This is a genomic window from Nostoc sp. LPT (assembly GCF_017115165.1).
GTDB lineage: Bacteria > Cyanobacteriota > Cyanobacteriia > Cyanobacteriales > Nostocaceae > Nostoc.
In genome coordinates this window covers 26417-44313 of record NZ_JABXKF010000190.1, presented here as the reverse complement: position 1 = coordinate 44313, position 17897 = coordinate 26417, and the positions used below count along the sequence as shown (strand labels likewise).

14 protein-coding genes and 1 pseudogene are annotated in these 17897 nt (G+C 39.8%); 8 read left to right on the top strand and 7 right to left on the bottom strand.

Going from position 1 to position 17897, the window contains the following annotated elements:
* Positions 1–335: 335 nt before the first annotated feature.
* The 4 genes from HWQ58_RS38260 to vapB form a co-directional block, all read right to left on the bottom strand.
* The gene (locus HWQ58_RS38260) at positions 336–986 is read right to left on the bottom strand and encodes a transaldolase family protein (RefSeq protein WP_292874060.1); all 651 of its coding nucleotides are present in this window, start codon (positions 984–986) and stop codon (positions 336–338) included.
* Between the two features lie 134 nt (positions 987–1120).
* On the bottom strand, positions 1121–2062 hold the full coding sequence (rbsK, locus tag HWQ58_RS38255; protein WP_292874057.1) for a ribokinase: 942 nt from the start codon (positions 2060–2062) through the stop codon (positions 1121–1123).
* An 89-nt stretch (positions 2063–2151) separates the two neighbouring features.
* Positions 2152–2553: a type II toxin-antitoxin system VapC family toxin gene (locus tag HWQ58_RS38250; RefSeq protein WP_292874055.1), complete on the bottom strand. Its 402-nt coding sequence runs from the start codon at positions 2551–2553 to the stop codon at positions 2152–2154.
* Positions 2554–2781: an antitoxin gene (gene vapB / locus HWQ58_RS38245; protein ID WP_292874053.1), complete on the bottom strand. Its 228-nt coding sequence runs from the start codon at positions 2779–2781 to the stop codon at positions 2554–2556.
* A 90-nt stretch (positions 2782–2871) separates the two neighbouring features.
* Between vapB and HWQ58_RS38240 the strand changes: the two genes are divergently transcribed.
* The 3 genes from HWQ58_RS38240 (at position 2872) to HWQ58_RS38230 (ending at position 7648) form a co-directional block, all read left to right on the top strand.
* Complete coding sequence (locus HWQ58_RS38240; RefSeq protein ID WP_292874051.1) at positions 2872–3201, top strand: hypothetical protein; 330 nt, start codon at positions 2872–2874, stop codon at positions 3199–3201.
* Positions 3202–3414: 213 nt separating this feature from the next.
* Positions 3415–5028: a Hachiman antiphage defense system protein HamA gene (locus HWQ58_RS38235; RefSeq protein ID WP_292874049.1), complete on the top strand. Its 1614-nt coding sequence runs from the start codon at positions 3415–3417 to the stop codon at positions 5026–5028.
* A 1-nt stretch (position 5029) separates the two neighbouring features.
* Positions 5030–7648: a DEAD/DEAH box helicase gene (locus HWQ58_RS38230; protein ID WP_292874047.1), complete on the top strand. Its 2619-nt coding sequence runs from the start codon at positions 5030–5032 to the stop codon at positions 7646–7648.
* A gap of 77 nt (positions 7649–7725) precedes the next feature.
* Here the strand turns inward: HWQ58_RS38230 and HWQ58_RS38225 are convergent, their stop codons facing one another.
* A complete protein-coding gene (locus HWQ58_RS38225; protein ID WP_292874045.1) occupies positions 7726–7953 on the bottom strand; it encodes a hypothetical protein in 228 nt (75 codons plus the stop codon).
* A gap of 46 nt (positions 7954–7999) precedes the next feature.
* Positions 8000–9169: a cysteine desulfurase family protein gene (locus tag HWQ58_RS38220; protein WP_292874043.1), complete on the bottom strand. Its 1170-nt coding sequence runs from the start codon at positions 9167–9169 to the stop codon at positions 8000–8002.
* Between the two features lie 217 nt (positions 9170–9386).
* Between HWQ58_RS38220 and HWQ58_RS38215 the strand changes: the two are divergent.
* Positions 9387–11018: pseudogene (locus HWQ58_RS38215) on the top strand (phospholipase D-like domain-containing protein).
* A gap of 80 nt (positions 11019–11098) precedes the next feature.
* Here HWQ58_RS38215 and HWQ58_RS38210 read toward each other — a convergent pair.
* The gene (locus HWQ58_RS38210; protein ID WP_292874070.1) at positions 11099–12184 is read right to left on the bottom strand and encodes a glycosyltransferase family 4 protein; all 1086 of its coding nucleotides are present in this window, start codon (positions 12182–12184) and stop codon (positions 11099–11101) included.
* Between the two features lie 945 nt (positions 12185–13129).
* Here HWQ58_RS38210 and HWQ58_RS38205 point away from each other — a divergent pair.
* The 4 genes from HWQ58_RS38205 (at position 13130) to HWQ58_RS38190 (ending at position 17739) form a co-directional block, all read left to right on the top strand.
* Positions 13130–13939, top strand: a complete 810-nt coding sequence (locus HWQ58_RS38205) for an ABC transporter permease (RefSeq protein ID WP_335199988.1) — start codon at positions 13130–13132, stop codon at positions 13937–13939.
* Between the two features lie 362 nt (positions 13940–14301).
* Positions 14302–16140 (top strand): bifunctional serine/threonine-protein kinase/formylglycine-generating enzyme family protein, encoded by a 1839-nt coding sequence (locus HWQ58_RS38200; protein WP_292874041.1) that lies wholly within the window; start codon positions 14302–14304, stop codon positions 16138–16140.
* 27 nt (positions 16141–16167) lie between these two features.
* The gene (locus HWQ58_RS38195; protein WP_292874039.1) at positions 16168–16629 is read left to right on the top strand and encodes a hypothetical protein; all 462 of its coding nucleotides are present in this window, start codon (positions 16168–16170) and stop codon (positions 16627–16629) included.
* A 435-nt stretch (positions 16630–17064) separates the two neighbouring features.
* A complete protein-coding gene (locus HWQ58_RS38190; protein ID WP_292874037.1) occupies positions 17065–17739 on the top strand; it encodes a hypothetical protein in 675 nt (224 codons plus the stop codon).
* Positions 17740–17897: the final 158 nt, after the last annotated feature.

Here is a 17897-nt window from a genome sequence, read left to right as displayed (position 1 = left end):
GACCACCCGAATTCAATAAACGACCACCCGAATTCAATAAACGACCACCCGAATTTAATAAACGACCACCCAAATTCAATAAATGACCGTCCGAATTTAATAAACGACCACCCGAAATCAATATATTTATTGCATAAATTCTCAAAACCTCACCTGAAACCCGATTTACTAAGGTTTTAGCTTTAGTTTTACCCCACCCTAACCATCACTGCGATTAAGTAGGTAATCTTTGGGATTTAAGAAGAAATTCGACTTGTGTGTACACGGTAGGCTTGCGGGGAGGGGAGAGAAAGCGTAGCTTTGGCGGGGTGGGGTTCTTCGGGTTTAATAAGTAATCAAGCGGACATGATATTAGTTAAACCGATGCCTCCTTTAGCGAATTCTTCAACAGTTTTTTGTGAGAATTCATGAGTTGCGATCGCCTGCAACATTGCCAGTGGTAAAGTCAAATGATCCGCCCCGGCTTGCAACGATGCGGCTGCTTCTTCAGGAGATTTGATACTAGCTGCCAAGATTTCCGTATCACTACCTTTAAGTACGCTAGCCATATCCCGCACTAAGGCAATACCATCACCTAACAATCGGGTAGCTCGATTTACATAAGCTATGGCAATTTTAGCTCCTGCTTCCCGTGCTACTGCTGCCTGGGCTGCACTATAAATCGCTGTCACCGAACAGGTAATCTCTGCCGATAGACTCGCCACCACTTCAAACCCTAACGGTGTTGCGGGAATCTTCAAAATTGTTTGTGAACCAATAATCTCGAAAGCTTTTCTACCTTCAGCTAGCATAAGGGCTTTATCGGATGCCATAAGTTGATAGTATAACGGGCCATTTGTCAAGGCAACCAACTTTTTGAGCGTGGTTTCTGGTGGAGTATCGCTTTGAGATAATAGAGTGGGATTTGTTGTAATACCTTTTACCCATCCCCAAAGCTTAACAACTTCAGCTTCCGATGCGATCGCTGAGTCTAGATATAGTGCCATACTTAATTCCTCACTTTTCCTACCTGCATTTCTCCTGCTACACACCATACATCGTCCAGAAGCTTTGCACTGATATTTCTGCCGATCCCTATCAGATAAGTATTTTACCTGCTTATCTATGCTTTTTTAAATACCTACTCTTGAAATTTACTATTCATTCCCCTTTCCTTAAGAAATGCATCAAATGTAAACCTATCCGGTAGCGAAGTTTGTGCGCCTGGTTTTGTCGCTGTCAAAGCACCTGCTGCTGCACCCCAAACAACTGCTTGATGTAAGGAAAGTCCTTCAAAAAGTGCCGCCGCTAAACCACCATTGAAAGCATCGCCTGCGGCTACTGTGTCAACTGCATGAACTGAAAACGCGGGTACAAAAAACTTTTCTTCAGCAGTTGCACAAAAAACACCCTTAGCACCTAGTTTGACGATCGCACATTTCACACCCCGTTGTAATAAAACCGTAGCGGCTTTAGCTGCTTGTTCCTCTCCATTCACAGGAAAGCCAACCAACTGCGCTGCTTCAACTTCATTCGGTGTAATAATGTCTACTAATGGATAGAGTTCATCTGGTAAATTAGATTGTGCGGGTGCGGGGTCAAAAATTACTTTGATGTTTGCACGTCGTGCCACTTGAGCAGCAGCAATCACGGCAGGAATAGGAATTTCTAGTTGTAAAAGTAGTGCTGTAGCTTCTGGTAAAAAGTGGGATAATCGCTCTACATCTTCTTGATTGACGCGCCCATTTGCACCAGGAATAACGACAATTTGATTTTCACCAGTCTGACTCACAGTGATAATAGCTACTCCAGAACTAACAGTTTCATCCACAAAAATGTTATCAGTCTGTACACCAGATGCCTGCAAATTGTTAACAAGTTCCTTACCAAAATCGTCTGAGCCTACACGCCCCACAATCTGGGTAGGAATGCCCAATTTTGCTAATGCTACGGCTTGATTGGCTCCTTTCCCTCCCGAAACTTTAAAAAAGTCTTCTCCTAGCAACGTTTCTCCTGCAACTGGCAGCCGGGGTGTTGTTGCTACCAAGTCTATATTTATGCTGCCGAAGACGATAATACTCATGATGCTGATTTTGATTGAGCTTAAAGTTATTTTGATTGATATTACAGGATGCCAGTAACGCAATATCATCACATCTCGCATATTGACAACTACTCAACCCAGTTTTCTAATAAGAGGGTAGGAATACGAGAAAACTCTCGCACATTATTGGTGACTAGGGTAACTCCTAAACTCAGCGCATGAGAAGCAATGAGCATATCCATTGCACCAATAATAAGTCCTTTACTTTCGAGATCACTTTTGATGCTGCCGTAAATCGTTGCAGATGATTGATTGAATTCGACAATTTCTAGAGGTAGCAGAAATTGCAACAGGGCGATGCGGTTTTTTTCTTGCTGTTGACTTTTGGCAACTCCATATTCGAGTTCGGCAACGGTGATGGAGGAGATACCAACATCAGAAATGCTAAGAGTTTGGAATTTATCCAGTACTTTTTGGGGTTTTTGCTTGATAAGGTAAATACAGATGTTGGTATCAAGCAGGTATCGCATTTAGAAGTTCTCTCTGGTGTTGAGGAGTGGCTGATCTCTAGTAGTCATGAAGTCATCAGAAAAATTGTCTAGACTATCAATGAGGGATTCCCAAGGGTTGTCTTTGGCAATCAGGACAATGGCGTTACCAATTTTTTTGATATAAACTTCAGTCCCAGGAAGTTGAAAGTCTTCGGGCAAAATAACGATTTGGTGAGTGCCATCAGTGGTGAGTTTAGCAGTGTTCATGGTGTTATTGTCCTGAAATTAGCTAATATTTCTGGTCTGGTTAGCACGAAATTTGATAAATGCAACTCTAAAACTTGCTTGAGTAGCTCATTGTTAAACCGAATCTATGGAAATCCTAGCAGTCCTGCCGAGGAATATGATGGTGACGAAAGGATCAATATGGTAAAGGTGATCGCCTATGGCCAGTTATTTCTTGCCGAAAGTGATCGCAAAGTGCATAAATATCGCCCTTACTCAGGAACTTGCATGAGAATTGCGATCGCATTGGAGACACGCTCAAAATTTTACCTATTTGTAAAAACTGGAGTGATGCTTGCGGTGACGGTGACATATCGCCTTAGCAGTTCTGCCAAAGAATATGACGGTGGTGAAGGGTTCTACGTGCTAAAGGCGATCGCATCTTTAAGACTGTTAAGTTAGGTGGTTTATTATATCGCTTTAGCATTACTTCCATTGTTCCAGTATTGACTTTTATTGAGTAGGCATACGATAACGAGCAACCCCACAAAAGGCTTATCTACCTTTAAAGGGCTAGTCCTACTGATAAGTTGATATGCATTAACAAGACATTTCAGCGTGTCTTATGTTAGTAATAAGTAACTATACCCAGCTAGTGCTTTTCATTACTCCAAAATGCCTTTTCTACAAGATTTCACTGCTAATCTAGTTTTGGTCTCTTGTGCCAAGTCTGTTGGCAAAGATTTTGAAAGACAAAAAGTTAATCCAAAAAACATTGAAACGTTTTTGCGTCACTTACGACTGATAATTCCCTATTTCTGTCGCCATCCCCAAGGCATCATTGAAGAGCTAGAGAATTTGAAAGAAGACGGGTTAGAGTCAGTTCTTAAAGACCTTCACCAAATGACACAAGGTAGTGTGCAGGTATGGAATGGCACTATAGGTGAAGCAATAGCCTCTTCTTATATATTAGGTTGTACGGACTACAAGATTCCCGTTTTTAAGCTTCGTTTTGCCACTAATAGAAAAATGGCAATGCATGGTGATGATGTACTGGGGCTAAAGTTCAATGCTGATGGAATACCACAAGCATTACTGGTCACAGAAGTTAAAAATTACGGTAGCAATCCGAAAGAAGCTGTTAAAAAGGCTACCGAGGGTTTGCTTAAAGTTCAGGAAGGTTCAGTTACACTTCTAGATTTTATCATCAATGTTCTTAGAGGGGCTGGACGATACAACGAGGCAAAACTGGTTAAGAGATTTAATGATACCTATACTTATTCATACCGTACAGAATATCTTGCGGTTGTTGTGACTGAGCAAGAAAAATGGAAAGAACAATATTTTGATGCTGTTGTCGAAGGTATTACAACTCCTTTGACTGTTAACGCATTTCTGATTCCAAACTGGATAGCTTATCAGAAAAATTTAGTTGCTATTCAGCAAAATGAAGAACCTTCAAGATTATCATTTCCTTCTATTGAGATTGATGAGCTAAAAGATGTTGTAAAGTTACTGAGCAACTCTGATTTTAAGAACGAACATAACCAGCTAGCTTCAGAAGCCTTAACAATCGATCTTAGGAATAAGCAAAGAAAGTTTATTTCTTATAAATATGACCCTATTAAACTAGAAAAAGCAGCTAATTTTCTAGCATTAACAGGCTATAACCTTTTGATGGACGGTTCTGAAGAAGCAGAAAAGGTACTCAAGGAATCTGCTGTTATTCATGAGAGATTGGCGATTCTTAGAATTGAAGATAACCAAGCTTATAGTGCTGTAGAAAATATTGTTACAAGTGCATTATTGTATAGTATCGCAGGATATAATGCCAACGCCAAAGTCTTAGTCTCAAAAATTCTACATCGACAAGATATTAAAGATGTCTTACTGTCGAATACTCCAAGAATTTTGCTGATCTATCTACTAACTGGCGAAATAAGCCAATTACAAGATGCTCTGGCACAGTTCTTTTTTAAATTCGCTCAGAAGGAATTAGAATCACCTGATTATCCATTGGAAGAAGAAGAATGGATGGATTTAGTGTCCGCTAAAATTGCTGATATCGGTGACTGGCTAACAGCAAAAGCCTTCGCAAATTTTACTCAATACCTGCGTACAGGAAATGAATCACATCAGACAGAAATTCTTAAGCTGACAATAGCGGCAGGTAAACAATATGCAACCGTCAGTGATTATCGCTCCTACATTTTGCTCAACTCTGTAGGCAAATATTTGCAAAGTTTAATCGATCTCAACACAAAGGCTTGTCAGTACTCATGTTCCTGATATGAACGCCGAATGGAAGCTTTACCTGCGCTTCCTTTGTACTCTTGGTAAATTTCCCATGATGTCGATGTGGAAATCGCAGCAGAAAGCTTTGCATGAAGGTTTGTTGACGGATAAATCCCTTGTTATTGCAATGCCAACAAGTGCAGGTAAAACCAAAACTGTTGAGCTGGCAATTTACCGTTCGCTCAAGGATAAACCGGATAAAGTCTGTGCTTACGTTGTTCCAACCAAAGCTTTGGCGTATGAGGTGGAAAGCAGCCTGTCCACAAGCTTATCCCGCGTCAATATAGCTGTTTCTATCCTCTATGGTGGATATGATTTTAGTCAATTGGAAGAGGATATTTTACAAGATAATCAGGTGTTTGTTCTAACTCCTGAAAAATTAGATTTGCTTACCCGCAATAGCGAGGAGTTCAAAAGTAAGCTTGCACTCATCATCATTGATGAGGCGCATGATTCTGCTGCCGCAAATCCTAGAAGTCTTCGGCAGGAGTTAATTTACTCAAGATTGCTGACTATTGCAGAAAAGAATCACGCCAGAGTGATTGGGATTTCAGCGGTTATTAACAATGCTAGTGATTTCGCCCAGTGGCTTTCTGGAAACGAAAATAATGTTGTCAAAATAGATTGGCGACCTACAAAGCAACGCTTGGGCTTCTTTGAATGGGGCCGAAGCAAAAGAGCAACAGTTTGTTATTTGCCCCAGACGGGTGATTATCCATCCAATAACTTCTTCGTGCCATTGCCTTTCTTGAAACCTGCAATTCCTATGAAGAATAGAAATGGCAGATTTTACCGATTATACGTTGAAGTCGCAGCACGACTCGCTATATATTATACGCAAACTGGCTCTACCTTGGTTTTTACAACAACCAAACCAATCGTTGAAGCCATTGCTGAGTGTTTAATCTCCCTTTTGCAAAAGCAGCCTTTACCCGTTTCACCAGAAATGCAACAAATTGCAGATGAATGTGGTGAACTACTTGGCTCTGAAGATTTACTTGTGAAAGCTATTGCACTTGGATTTTGTTATCACCATGCTGAACTCCCTAATATTGTTAGGCGGCGTATAGAAAATGCAGTGCGCGACAACATCATTCCACTTATTGTCTCTACAACCACTTTGTCACAAGGCGTTAATCTGCCAATCAAGAATGTAATCGTCCATTCCTTGTCAATGGACAACACGATTAGCATGGCTCAGTACGCCAATGCGGTTGGACGAGCAGGGCGAGCAGGTTGTGAAACAGAAGGTCACATTATCTTTTGTGACAGCAAGGATTTGGAACGAGTTCGCCAGGAAGCGCCGACAGAAGTATCAGAAAGTTTTATTGTTTCAGGTATAAGGCATTTGGCACAGTCAAGGTTGTTGTCGCTTGAGACAACTGAGGATTTCCTCTCTCTATGGTCATTAGCTTCAACAAGCCAGTTTAGAAAGGCTGGCAATGACTATCAACACTGGACAAAGCACAAGCAAACTTTAGCCAGCAAGAAGCAGACTGAAATTTTATCCTATCTAGATTCACAACTTTTGGCATGGATTCTAGAATCCTGTCTTGATGAAGTTGATGAGGAAAAGGTCGAATTTATTTTTAAGAAACTGCTATGTCATGTACAGTCTCTAGATATTGAGGATGTATTGCTTGAATTCAAGAATGCGCTAAAGGCAAGAGTAATTTTGCTAAAAAATGAAGTAACGGATATCCAACAGCGTAAGTTGTTTAATCTTACAGGGTTAAGCGTAGGTAGTAATCAAGTGATAACAGCCTATGCACAAAAACTTGTTGGAGAAATTGACAATTACACTGCCGTAAGTGATTTGCCCATAATGTTTTGGCAGGAGTCTTATGATGTGTTCAAAAAAATCCCGGAACTGACAGAAAGTTTAAAGCTTGACAGTATTGAACCACTGATAGGGTGGCTTCAGGGTAAAGATTATAAAGAATTAGCAGATTTATATTTCGAGGGTAAAACAGAAACTGTCGTCAAAAAACTGGAAAAAGTGACTCATGCTTTTGCTTGGGGATTTAACTCACTAATCAGGCATATTGGATTTTATTTGAACAATCAAAAAATCCCTAGCGTTTTTAATAGCCTTACCTCGTTTGTGACTCATGGCGTGTCAACTACAGCAGCAGTTTATGCAATCAGCTTAGGTGTTCATGATCGTCAGATTGCTATTACTTTAAGCAACGCTTATCAGACGCTTTATCCTCAAACAGAATATCCAATTTTTAAGGAATGGCTGTTCAATCTAGACTTTGGACAATGGGTTGTACTGCTTAAACCATCTAGCCAAAGCAGTCGAAAAATCGAAGAATGTTTTGATAATGTCCAACAGAAACAGCAAACATTGCAAACGAATCAAAAAGTTTTTGATTGCACATTCATTGATGTTGGCAAGTCTCTCAAGCTAGATGATTCAATTAAGCTAGACGAATTGCTTATTGTTGGGTTTAACGATCATTTGTGGCTCGTAACCTACGATTATCAAAAATATTGGCAGCTTTGTGGAGAAAATGTTGATAAACTAAAGCGATTTAATCGGCAAATGCAAGATTTGATTTTGCAAAAGATTGATGTACAACAGGCGACAGTCACAATTTCAGTACATTAGGAGCCATTTTAAAACATACATAAGCTTATCTCATGTAACATAATTTCAAATGATGTTGGTATCAATCAAAACTCTCATTAAAGATATTTCTCCACCCGACGCTCTTCTAGCATGAACTCCACTTGTTCATCAGTCGGCGCTGGCTGGTCGGTCTTCAATAAACCTTTCATCTGCTTGATGATGCGCGATCGCTCAGGTGGTTGGGTTGGAACATCTTGCAAGGATTCAATAATCGCACGGACGAGTTCAAGGCGATCGCTCGCTGGCAGTTGACGGGCTTGCTCTTTAAGCTCTTGCAGGGACATAGAAAACACTCCGACAAATGCTGTATCTAAATTTTAGTATGAGGGGTCAACGCTTAACTAAAAATAAATCCGGTGTCAGCCTTTGCAAAACTTGCTTCAACACCATTACTGTCCAATCTATATCAGCTTCCGTCGTATCACGTCCCAATGTGATGCGAATTCCCCCCAAGGCAGCTTTTTCGGAATAACCCATTGCTAACAATATCGGACTAGGGCTAAGTTTACCACTATGACAAGCAGCACCAGCACTGATACCAATACCAGCAAGGTTTAGCTGTCGCACCAAGGTTTTACCGCTCAGTTTTTCCCCGTCGGCGTTTTCTAAACACATACTGATATGGTGAGGTAAACGATCGCAAACATCCCCTGTAGGAATTAAACCAGGAATCTCAGCTAATTGGGCAAAAGCGCGATCGCGTAATTCAATTAACCGTGGTGTTTCTGTAGCCAATTCTTGCGCTGCTAATTCTGCTGCTACACCAAACCCCGCAATTATCGGTACTGCTTGCGTACCAGAACGCAGTCCCATTTCTTGCCCACCACCACCCAGTAAAGGCATCAAATCCATACCAGGACGCACATACAACGCCCCTGCACCTTGCGGCCCATATATTTTATGACTGGAAAGACTAAGTAAGTCTACAGGTAGTTGTTGCACATCTATGGGTAAACGTCCCGCAACTTGCACTGCATCTGTATGGAACAAAGCACCATGCGATCGCACTATCTTACCCAGTTCTGCGATCGGTTGCACAGTCCCAACTTCACTTTGACCATAAATTATAGAAACTAAGGCTGTGTTATGTCGCAACGCCGCCTTTAAATCCAAGGGATTGACTCTGCCTTTAATATCTACAGACAAGCGCGTAACTTCCCAACCCCACATTTCTAGCAACCGTACTGTCTCAGAAATTGCGGAATGCTCAACGCTGGAAATAATTAGATGTTGAGGAACAGCATACAACCGAGCCACACCCATAATCGCCAAATTATCTGCCTCAGTGCCACCAGAGGTAAAAACGATTGATTCAGGGGTAGCGGCGTTAATTAAACCAGCAACTTGGACTCTGGCTTGTTCTACAACCGTTGCCGCCCGTTGTCCCCACTCATGTAAGCTGGAAGGATTGCCCCACTGTTGAGTGAGGATTGTTTGCATAACTGCGATCGCTTCTTTTCGAGTCGGAGTAGTGGCGCTGTAATCTAGATAAATTTGCATATAACCGATAATAGTGAGAACACACGTTAGTGATAGACTGCGGATTTGTCAGTATATACAGTTTTAGTGGACAAATTCTGAAAAAAATATCTGTAATTTTACATCTAGCAGTGGATTTTTCCCTTTACTTGGAAACTTATTTCTCTACTTAATTCAGAAGACAAAATTTTGGGAATGATAAATCTATCCACTTTCAATCCACTTTTAACAGATTACAGTGCAACTTCTCTCTAGACAAAGATATTTTTTATCTATCTTTTTACTGATATTCTCTCTCGCTGGTTGTCAACGAGTCCAGTCTTATAATCAGCGTCCAGCACCCTTACCACAAGACCCGTTAGTTCAAGTTTATTTTAACCATTCTGAGTCTTCAGAATACCAAGAAGCTTACCGTCAGCAAACTCGCCTTGGGGATGATTTAGAAAAACAGATTGTCGATGCTATTACGAATGCTAAATCTACAGTAGATGTAGCGGTGCAAGAACTACGTTTACCCAGAGTTGCCCAAGCATTGGTTGATAGACAAAAAGCTGGGGTAAAAGTCAGAATAATTTTAGAAAATACCTATAGCCGACCTTGGAGTAGCTTAACATCTACTGAAATAGGTAAGTTAGATAAAAGAGAACAGGAACGTTACAACGAATTTCGCCAATTTATCGATATTAACCAAGATAATCAACTTAGTCCAGCCGAAATCAATCAAAGAGATGCTTTGATGATTTTGCAGAATGCTAAAATTCCCTGGCTAGACGATCGAGCAGATGGTTCAGAAGGCAGCAGCTTGATGCATCACAAATTTGTGATTGTGGACAATCGCCTTATAATTATCACTTCGGCCAATTTTACATTAAGTGATACTTCTGGTGACTTTACAAATTCCAGCAGCTTAGGCAATGCCAATAATTTATTGCAGATTGATAGCCCAGAATTAGCATCTTCATTTACAGAAGAGTTTAACATCTTATGGGGAGATGGGCCAGGAGGTCAACTAGATAGTCGATTTGGTTTAAAAAAACCGCTGCGTTTACCTAAACAAATAACTTTAGGTAATACCAAAATTACTGTAAAATTTTCGCCTACTTCTCCAACTCAACCTTGGAGTGACAGTAGTAATGGTTTAATTAGTAAAACTTTGGATTCAGCAAGCAAGTCTATTGACATAGCATTATTTGTCCTTTCCGAACAGCGTCTTGCCAATATTTTAGAAAAACGCCATCAACAAAGTGTGCAAATTCGCGCTTTAATTGAACCACAATTCGCCTATCGTCCTTATAGCGAAGCCTTAGATATGATGGGGGTTGCTCTTAGTAACAAATGTAAATATGAAATTGACAATCATCCTTGGTCAAATCCAATTACTACCGTAGGTGTACCTGTATTACCCAAAGGCGATTTATTGCATCACAAATTTGGTGTTATTGATAGCCAAACTGTAATCACAGGTTCTCATAATTGGTCAGATGCTGCCAATAATAGTAACGACGAGACACTTGTGGTGATTGAAAATCCGATAGTTGCCGCCCATTATGTGCGAGAATTTGCTCGTCTTTATGCTAAAGTCAAACCCGGCTTACCACCAGCAATTCAAGAAAAAATTAAATTAGAACAAACACGGTGTCCTCAAATAAAAACTTCTTCATCAACTGAGCTACAAGCAATTCAAAAAGTAAATATCAACACCGCAAGTTTAGAAGAATTAGCAACTATCCCTGGCGTGGGTAAGAAGTTAGCACAGCGAATAATTATTAGTCGTCAATAGCAAAAATTTACATCTTTACAAGACTTAGAACGAGTTCCAGGAGTGAGTGCTAGAACTTTAGAAAAATGGGATAATCACATAACTTGGTAGGGTAGCACAGCTGTGCTACCCTACTCGATAATCTGTGTTCTACCTAATTAAAAAGATGTAATATTACACAAATGCAATATTTAAATGCGATTGCTAGCTAAATCAACTAAACCGCGAAAATGCCCATTCTGAGAAAATCGTTCTGCTATTATTTGTTGATAAACTGCCTCATAGCCATCAGTCATGTGTTCAACGCTGAAAAGGTTTTCGACATACCGACGACAAGCATAGCGGTCTAACTCTATGACGCCATCAATGGCACTAATACACTCTTGAATATTATTGCAGAGAAAACCAGTCTTCCCGTGGGAAATTATCTCTTCAGTAGAACCCAATTTCATCGCAATCACTGGCGTACCTGAAGCCATGGACTCTACCATCACCAATCCAAAGGGTTCCCGCCAAGTGATAGGGAATAGAGTTGCTACTGCACCACCCATCAGAGCATTTTTTTGAGCATGGTTGGCTTCACCCAGATACTCAATTTGCTCTCCGTCAATGTGCGGTTTAATTTCTTTTTCAAAGTATTCGACATCAACAACGTCTATCTTACCTGCCATTTTTAAATGCCAACCAGTTTCTTTGGCAATTTCTATAGCTAAGTGCGCTCCCTTCTCTGGAGAAATCCGACCTAAAAACGCTAAGTAAGGAGGATCTTCTGGTTGGGAGTGAAACTCATAACTGCTGACATCAATCCCGTTGTAAACCGTCGCGACATAGTTCAATCCTAACCTTGGTTCTCGTTGTGCATCAGAGATATTGACGTAGGGTTGTTTTTTACCAAAATTAAACATCTTTTCGTTATCAGGGGTAAAAATACCGTGCAACGTGTGAACCGTAGGAGTTTTTACCAAATTTGCGTAAGCCAGCGCCCCATATCCGATATGGGAGTGAATAATATCAAACTCTTCTGCACGTTCGTACAGCGAAGCAAGATTCAGCATCTCGTAAATACCGTAATCTTTAATAGTAGGATCGAGTCTGAGAGCGCGGGGATGAACTGAAGTTAGTTTTCCCAAACTAATAGAATCTCCCGATGCAAATAAAGTTACTTCGTGTCCGCGCCGGACTAATTCATCGGTCAGTAACCCTACTACTAACTCTATGCCACCATAAGCTGGAGGCGGAACTCTCTCCCACAGCGGCGCTAATTGAGCGATTTTCATCATAAACCTCCTAAAAAATAAAAATTGAATTAGAATTTTTTTATTTCTGTTGTTTGAGTGCTTGTAATTGATTAACTTGGCATGAGTAAAGTAGCTTTAGATCCTAAACTACTTAACAATTGCTTTTAAATCTTATGCTATTACTTCTAGAGTTTTGTCTATCCTAGTACGGAAATTACCCACTCCTAAAGAGGTAAATACACTCTGGTTATTAATTTTTGGGTGATTTGGTACAATGTTAAATATAGATTTTGCTGACAAACATAATTTTCCTAGAATTGTCATCTTCTCAGCTAATTGCTGATATTTTGCGAAAAATCTCTGCTATCGCCTGTCGAATATCTAATTTGCAAATGTTAATTAAAGAATAAATCGTGTAGAGAGTTTTTAGGCGGCTTTCCGTACTCTCAAGAATAATCTGGAGCCGTCCAGAGGATAAACTTTTGTAAAGTAGATAGTTGGAAATCAAAAGCAGCAATTTTTCTTATAAGTTCTATCAAAGTTTTTAAAGGTAACAATTAACTATTAGACATTTTCAGAAATTAAATATACGTTATCCAAAACCCTTGTAGAAACATAGCAGTGCTATATCTCTTTTTCACTAGATGTCTAGGGTGGAAATTGATCTACAGCAAATTGCAAGTTAATGAAGTACAAAAAACCCCTCCCTAACCCTCACGCCACTTGCTCCACTTGGGGAAACCCCAAGACCGCAGTGGCTCCCTCCGTTATAGCAAGTGGCGTGGGATTAAGGGGGGTAAGGATGTACTTCATTGAGATGCAAAATGCTGTACCTTATAACAAGGGGCTTAAGCCTCTTATATGATTAATTGAGATACTATTCGATTCTTTGCTAGTCAAAAGAAAGAGAAGATAGTTAAATCATTGACTTTTTACATTAAATATGATATATTATATTGCTATCAATAAAAATCATATATAAACGTGAATATCTCTCCATCTCTCAAAAAACCGCGTGTCTCATGGCAGGCGGTTTTCTCACTGTTGATATTTGTGTTCATGTACCTGCCCATACTGGTACTTGGCTTTTATAGCTTCAATCAGTCGCCCTACAGTGCAACTTGGCAAGGATTCACTCTCGATTGGTATCGCAAGTTGTTCAGTGACGATCGCATCTTATCAGCTTTGCAAAATAGTATGATAGTTGCTGGTTGTGCCGTGGCAATTTCAGCAGTGCTGGGAACCTTGATGGCAGTAGGGTTGGCGCGTTACGAATTTCCTGGTAAGAAATTGTATCGTGGTATTGCTTACCTACCATTGATTATTCCCGATATTGCGATCGCAGTGGCGACCCTAGTATGTCTAGCAGCTTTTGCAATACCTTTGAGTTTGTGGACGATAGTTGCAGCCCATGTCGTGTTTTGTCTGGCTTATGTCGGACTTGTGGTTGCTTCCCGACTAACTAATTTAGATCCCCACTTAGAAGAAGCAGCACTAGATTTAGGCGCGACACCAACCCAAGCTTTCATCAAAGTATTATTACCTCAATTAATGCCTGGGATTGTCGCTGGTTGTCTATTGGCTTTTGTCCTTAGCTTAGATGACTTTCTCATTGCCAGTTTTACTGCTGGTAGCGGTTCTAACACTCTACCAATGGAAATTTTTAGCCGGATTAGAACCGGAGTTAAACCTGATATTAATGCTCTGAGTGTCATGTTAATTTTAGTATCTGCGATCGTTGCGCTTGTAGCTGAATTAATTCGCGCTTCTGGAGAGAATAAAACTTTCAAATAAGACTCGCTATTGCCAATAAAAATTATGGGTAATTTGGTTATTTATGAACTTTTTTAGATAGTGAACAACAGCTATATTAAAATATCGGGTGAGTTATGCTTGCCATAACGCACAAATATCAGTGTCATTCGGAATTTTAAATCCCCTGATGTAATTCTCTTAAATTTTGAATTTTGTTAGCGCAGCGTTAGCGAGTCCGCGAGCGTCATTTTGAATTTTGAATTGTATTATATCCTTATGCCCTCGTGTGAAAGATAGTTTTAAACACATGAATAAACTTCCGTGTTCGCTTCTCTACATAACTGTTTTCAATTAGATAATATTGGGGCTAACTTTGGAGAAGATGCTATTTCCCCCTCATTATGCAAATCTGCCAAAATCCCAATTGCTCAAATCCATTCAACTCTGATAGCAATAGATTTTGCGTCAGTTGCGGACAAAGCAACTTTGGCAAACTTCTCAGAAACCGTTACCGCGTATTAAGACTCTTAGGTGAAGGTGGATTTAGTAGAACTTATGCTACAGAAGATGTAGACAGACTAAACGCCCCTTGCGTCATCAAGCAATTTTTCCCGCAGTTTCAGGGAACAGGACAACGCACTAAAGCCGCAGAATTTTTCAAAGAAGAGGCTTTTCGGTTGTATGAACTGGGAGAAAATCATACCCAAATTCCTAGATTACTAGCTTATTTTGAACAAGGTACTAGCTTATATCTCGTACAAGAATTTATTCAAGGAAAAACTCTCTTACAAGAAGTTCAGCAACAAATTTATCGCGAACAACAAATTTGGGAACTTTTAGCCGATTTATTGCCAGTTCTGGAATTCATTCATACCCATAACGTTATTCATCGGGATATCAAACCAGAAAATATCATTCGCCGTGCAAGTGATAAAAAACCCGTCTTAATTGACTTTGGCGGTGCTAAACAGGTGACACAAACCAGTATAGGAAGACAAGCTACGGTAATTTATACCCTTGGCTATGCCCCAACAGAACAAATGGCTGGATTTGCTTGTCACGGCAGTGATTTGTATGCTTTGGGCGTAACTTGTGTGCGTCTTTTAACTCAATGTTTGCCTTTGCAGGATGCTTCTGGACAGATTAATGACCCTATTTATGATGCCATGAGCGCTAAATGGTTGTGGCGCGAACGTTTACAAAAAAAAGGTATTACTATCAGCGACGAATTAGGAAAAATTTTAGATAAATTACTCAAACATCTACCGAGTGAAAGGTATCAAACAGCAGTAGAAGTCATTAACGATTTGAAGTTTGCCACATTGAACATTGAACCTGTTGCCTTAAAAATTGTTTCGATACCTCAACCTATATTACTGCCGTTATCACAAAAAGTAATCGTACCATTACCCCCATTAGAAACCTTTGAATTTGACGTAGTGACAGTAGACACAGGTGGTAGAGAAGTAAACCGCATGAACTGTAATGCAAACTTCTTTGCTGAAGAATTAGGTAGGTCTGTCACATTAGAAATGGTATCGATTCCTGGTGGTACTTACATGATGGGTTCGCCAGAGTTTGAAGGAGATGCTGACGAACGTCCTCGACATCAAGTTACCGTTAAACCATTTTTTATGGGGAAATTTCCTGTAACTCAAGCACAGTGGAGAGTAGTAGCAGCTTTACCCAAAGTCAAACAAGCTTTAAATCCCCATCCATCGAAATTCAAAGGTCTAGATAGACCAGTAGAAAATGTATCTTGGTATGAGGCTGTAGAGTTCTGTCTCAGGCTATCAGAAAAAACTGGATGCAACTATCGTTTACCGAGTGAAGCGGAATGGGAATATGCTTGTCGGGCTGGAACTACAACCTCATTCCATTTTGGCGAAACCATTACTCCTGAGTTAGTCAGCTGCACTATGGAACCAAAAAGCAAATTCCGTAAAGAAACAACAAACGTCGGTAGTTTTGAAGTCGCCAACGCCTTTGGATTGTACGATATGCACGGGTTAGTTTGGGAATGGTGTGCTGATTCGTGGCATAACAATTACAATGACGCACCCTTAGATGGAACAGCTTGGGAAGTTGGCGGCGATATAAATCGTCGGGTGCTACGCGGTGGTTCTTGGAGTTTCAGTCCAGAACTGTGTCGCAGTGCTAGCCGTAGCTGGAATGAGTCAGACGGTGGGCTGAGGGTTTGTGGCTTTAGAGTAGTATTTTCTGTAGAGGAGATTATTTAGTAATTTCATTACAAAGCTGTATAAATTATGAACAACAGAATTGAGAAAGGTGACATAGTACTTATAAATAAAAGTGGAAAATATCATCAGCAGGTGGGTGAAGTTAGTGAGGTAGATTACAATATTTTCTTTGTTAAAATAGTCTTAGTAAAGTTAGGTAATCAAGAAGAAGCCTTTGAAGAAAAAGATTTACAATTAAAAACTAAAAAGCCGAGTCTGCAAGAAGTTATTACATCAATAGACAAAATTTTAGAACAAATTGCTCAGATTGCCCACTTGTCGACAAAAGAGAAAGTAGAATTACCCAACCGTCTGAAATATCTGAAATTAGATATTCCTAAACTAGATAAGCAATTGATTCAAAAAAACTTCGACAGTATATATAAAATATTCGCTGCAACAAGAGAAACAGACTCGTCAGCAAGCTTTTGGCAGGAAATAGATCCTAATTTGGAGAAAATAAGCTGCTGGATTAGAACAAGTCTGTGAACTAAGAAGTAAATCAGCGAGAATAAATCAGCCTATGGTTCTCAGCTAGAGTCTGCAAATACTTAAATTAGACTTCTTGCATGAATCAAAAACCCTCACCCTAAATCCCTCCCCCAAATTTGGGAGAGGTACTTTTAAATTTGCTCCTAAATAATTGGCATTGGACATAATTAAACGTAGCTATATTGTTTTCATTTTATATCCTTAATGCTTTATACCTTATACTTTTTGCTTCATTTTGACTAGTAATTTTTATTTGTAACCACAAACTCAACTTTGTATTTGTAGCTGTATGGTTTAAATTTTGTTATTAACAGTATCTTTACATAATCTTAAGTTTTGAGAATACTTCTTTAGGGAAAACTTTTGAATTTATCTATTAATAAAAGACGTTTTGTTAGATAGAATAAACTACGAAGATCATCAGAAATATATATGCGTTTTTTTCAGTTTGCAGGAATTTTTGGTTGTACGACAGCAGCTTTTATCTCAATAGCACCGATACAGGTAGATGCTGCAACTTTTAAAGTGATATCTGGAGTCACCAGCATCGATCGCGATCACGAGGAGATTCTTAGTAGTATTGGGCTAACTTTGACAGGCACTAATCAGACAGTTGCACCAATTCCTAGCAATTATTTAGTTGGTTTCAACATCGACTCACTTACTAACTTCACGTTCAGTGACGAGAGCGGTTTTACTCCGCTTTCAGGTACAATCGAGCATACTGGTACTGTTACATTCAACGATCAAATTACTGTTGGTGATTTTTCAATTGGTTTTGCTCCAGGACGTACTGTCACAGGTGCCAGCGGACTTGTTTTAAGAGACACGTTTTCTTTAAATACAATTTTGTTTGATTTGAGCAGTCCGGGACTTGTGGCATTTGATGGCCAAAATTTAACCATCCCTGATGTTCAATTGTTGATTTCTCCAGAGTTTGCTGATATATTAGAGGACCCTGAATTGTCCGGTTTGTTTGCTGGAACTGCACGAATTGATGCTCAAGTTGCTGCCGTCCCTGAACCTGATAGTGTACTAGCAACTTTAGTAGCAGGTGCGGCTCTTTTAACAGCTAGATTTTATACTCAAAAAATTAAATGCACCTGATATTTTGAAGCATAGCCAACCAAAAGTTTGCTCTACAACGCAATTATTAGGCAATACAGTTCAGAATGAGCAACAAAACCCTGATGTAGAGACGCGATTTATCGCCTCTTGAAAGACCAATTATTTACACCAATAACCCTTAACCCAAGCGTATTGCC

Excerpts from the sequence above, each read along its gene's own strand:
- HWQ58_RS38225 (WP_292874045.1), bottom strand. The coding sequence starts at position 7,953 with ATGTCCCTGCAAGAGCTTAAAGAGCAAGCCCGTCAACTGCCAGCGAGC.
- HWQ58_RS38260 (WP_292874060.1), bottom strand. The coding sequence starts at position 986 with ATGGCACTATATCTAGACTCAGCGATCGCATCGGAAGCTGAAGTTGTT.
- HWQ58_RS38190 (WP_292874037.1), top strand. The coding sequence starts at position 17,065 with ATGCGTTTTTTTCAGTTTGCAGGAATTTTTGGTTGTACGACAGCAGCT.
- HWQ58_RS38235 (WP_292874049.1), top strand. The coding sequence starts at position 3,415 with ATGCCTTTTCTACAAGATTTCACTGCTAATCTAGTTTTGGTCTCTTGT.
- HWQ58_RS38230 (WP_292874047.1), top strand. The coding sequence starts at position 5,030 with ATGAACGCCGAATGGAAGCTTTACCTGCGCTTCCTTTGTACTCTTGGT.
- HWQ58_RS38195 (WP_292874039.1), top strand. The coding sequence starts at position 16,168 with ATGAACAACAGAATTGAGAAAGGTGACATAGTACTTATAAATAAAAGT.
- HWQ58_RS38200 (WP_292874041.1), top strand. The coding sequence starts at position 14,302 with ATGCAAATCTGCCAAAATCCCAATTGCTCAAATCCATTCAACTCTGAT.
- HWQ58_RS38210 (WP_292874070.1), bottom strand. The coding sequence starts at position 12,184 with ATGAAAATCGCTCAATTAGCGCCGCTGTGGGAGAGAGTTCCGCCTCCA.
- HWQ58_RS38220 (WP_292874043.1), bottom strand. The coding sequence starts at position 9,169 with ATGCAAATTTATCTAGATTACAGCGCCACTACTCCGACTCGAAAAGAA.
- rbsK (WP_292874057.1), bottom strand. The coding sequence starts at position 2,062 with ATGAGTATTATCGTCTTCGGCAGCATAAATATAGACTTGGTAGCAACA.
- vapB (WP_292874053.1), bottom strand. The coding sequence starts at position 2,781 with ATGAACACTGCTAAACTCACCACTGATGGCACTCACCAAATCGTTATT.
- HWQ58_RS38250 (WP_292874055.1), bottom strand. The coding sequence starts at position 2,553 with ATGCGATACCTGCTTGATACCAACATCTGTATTTACCTTATCAAGCAA.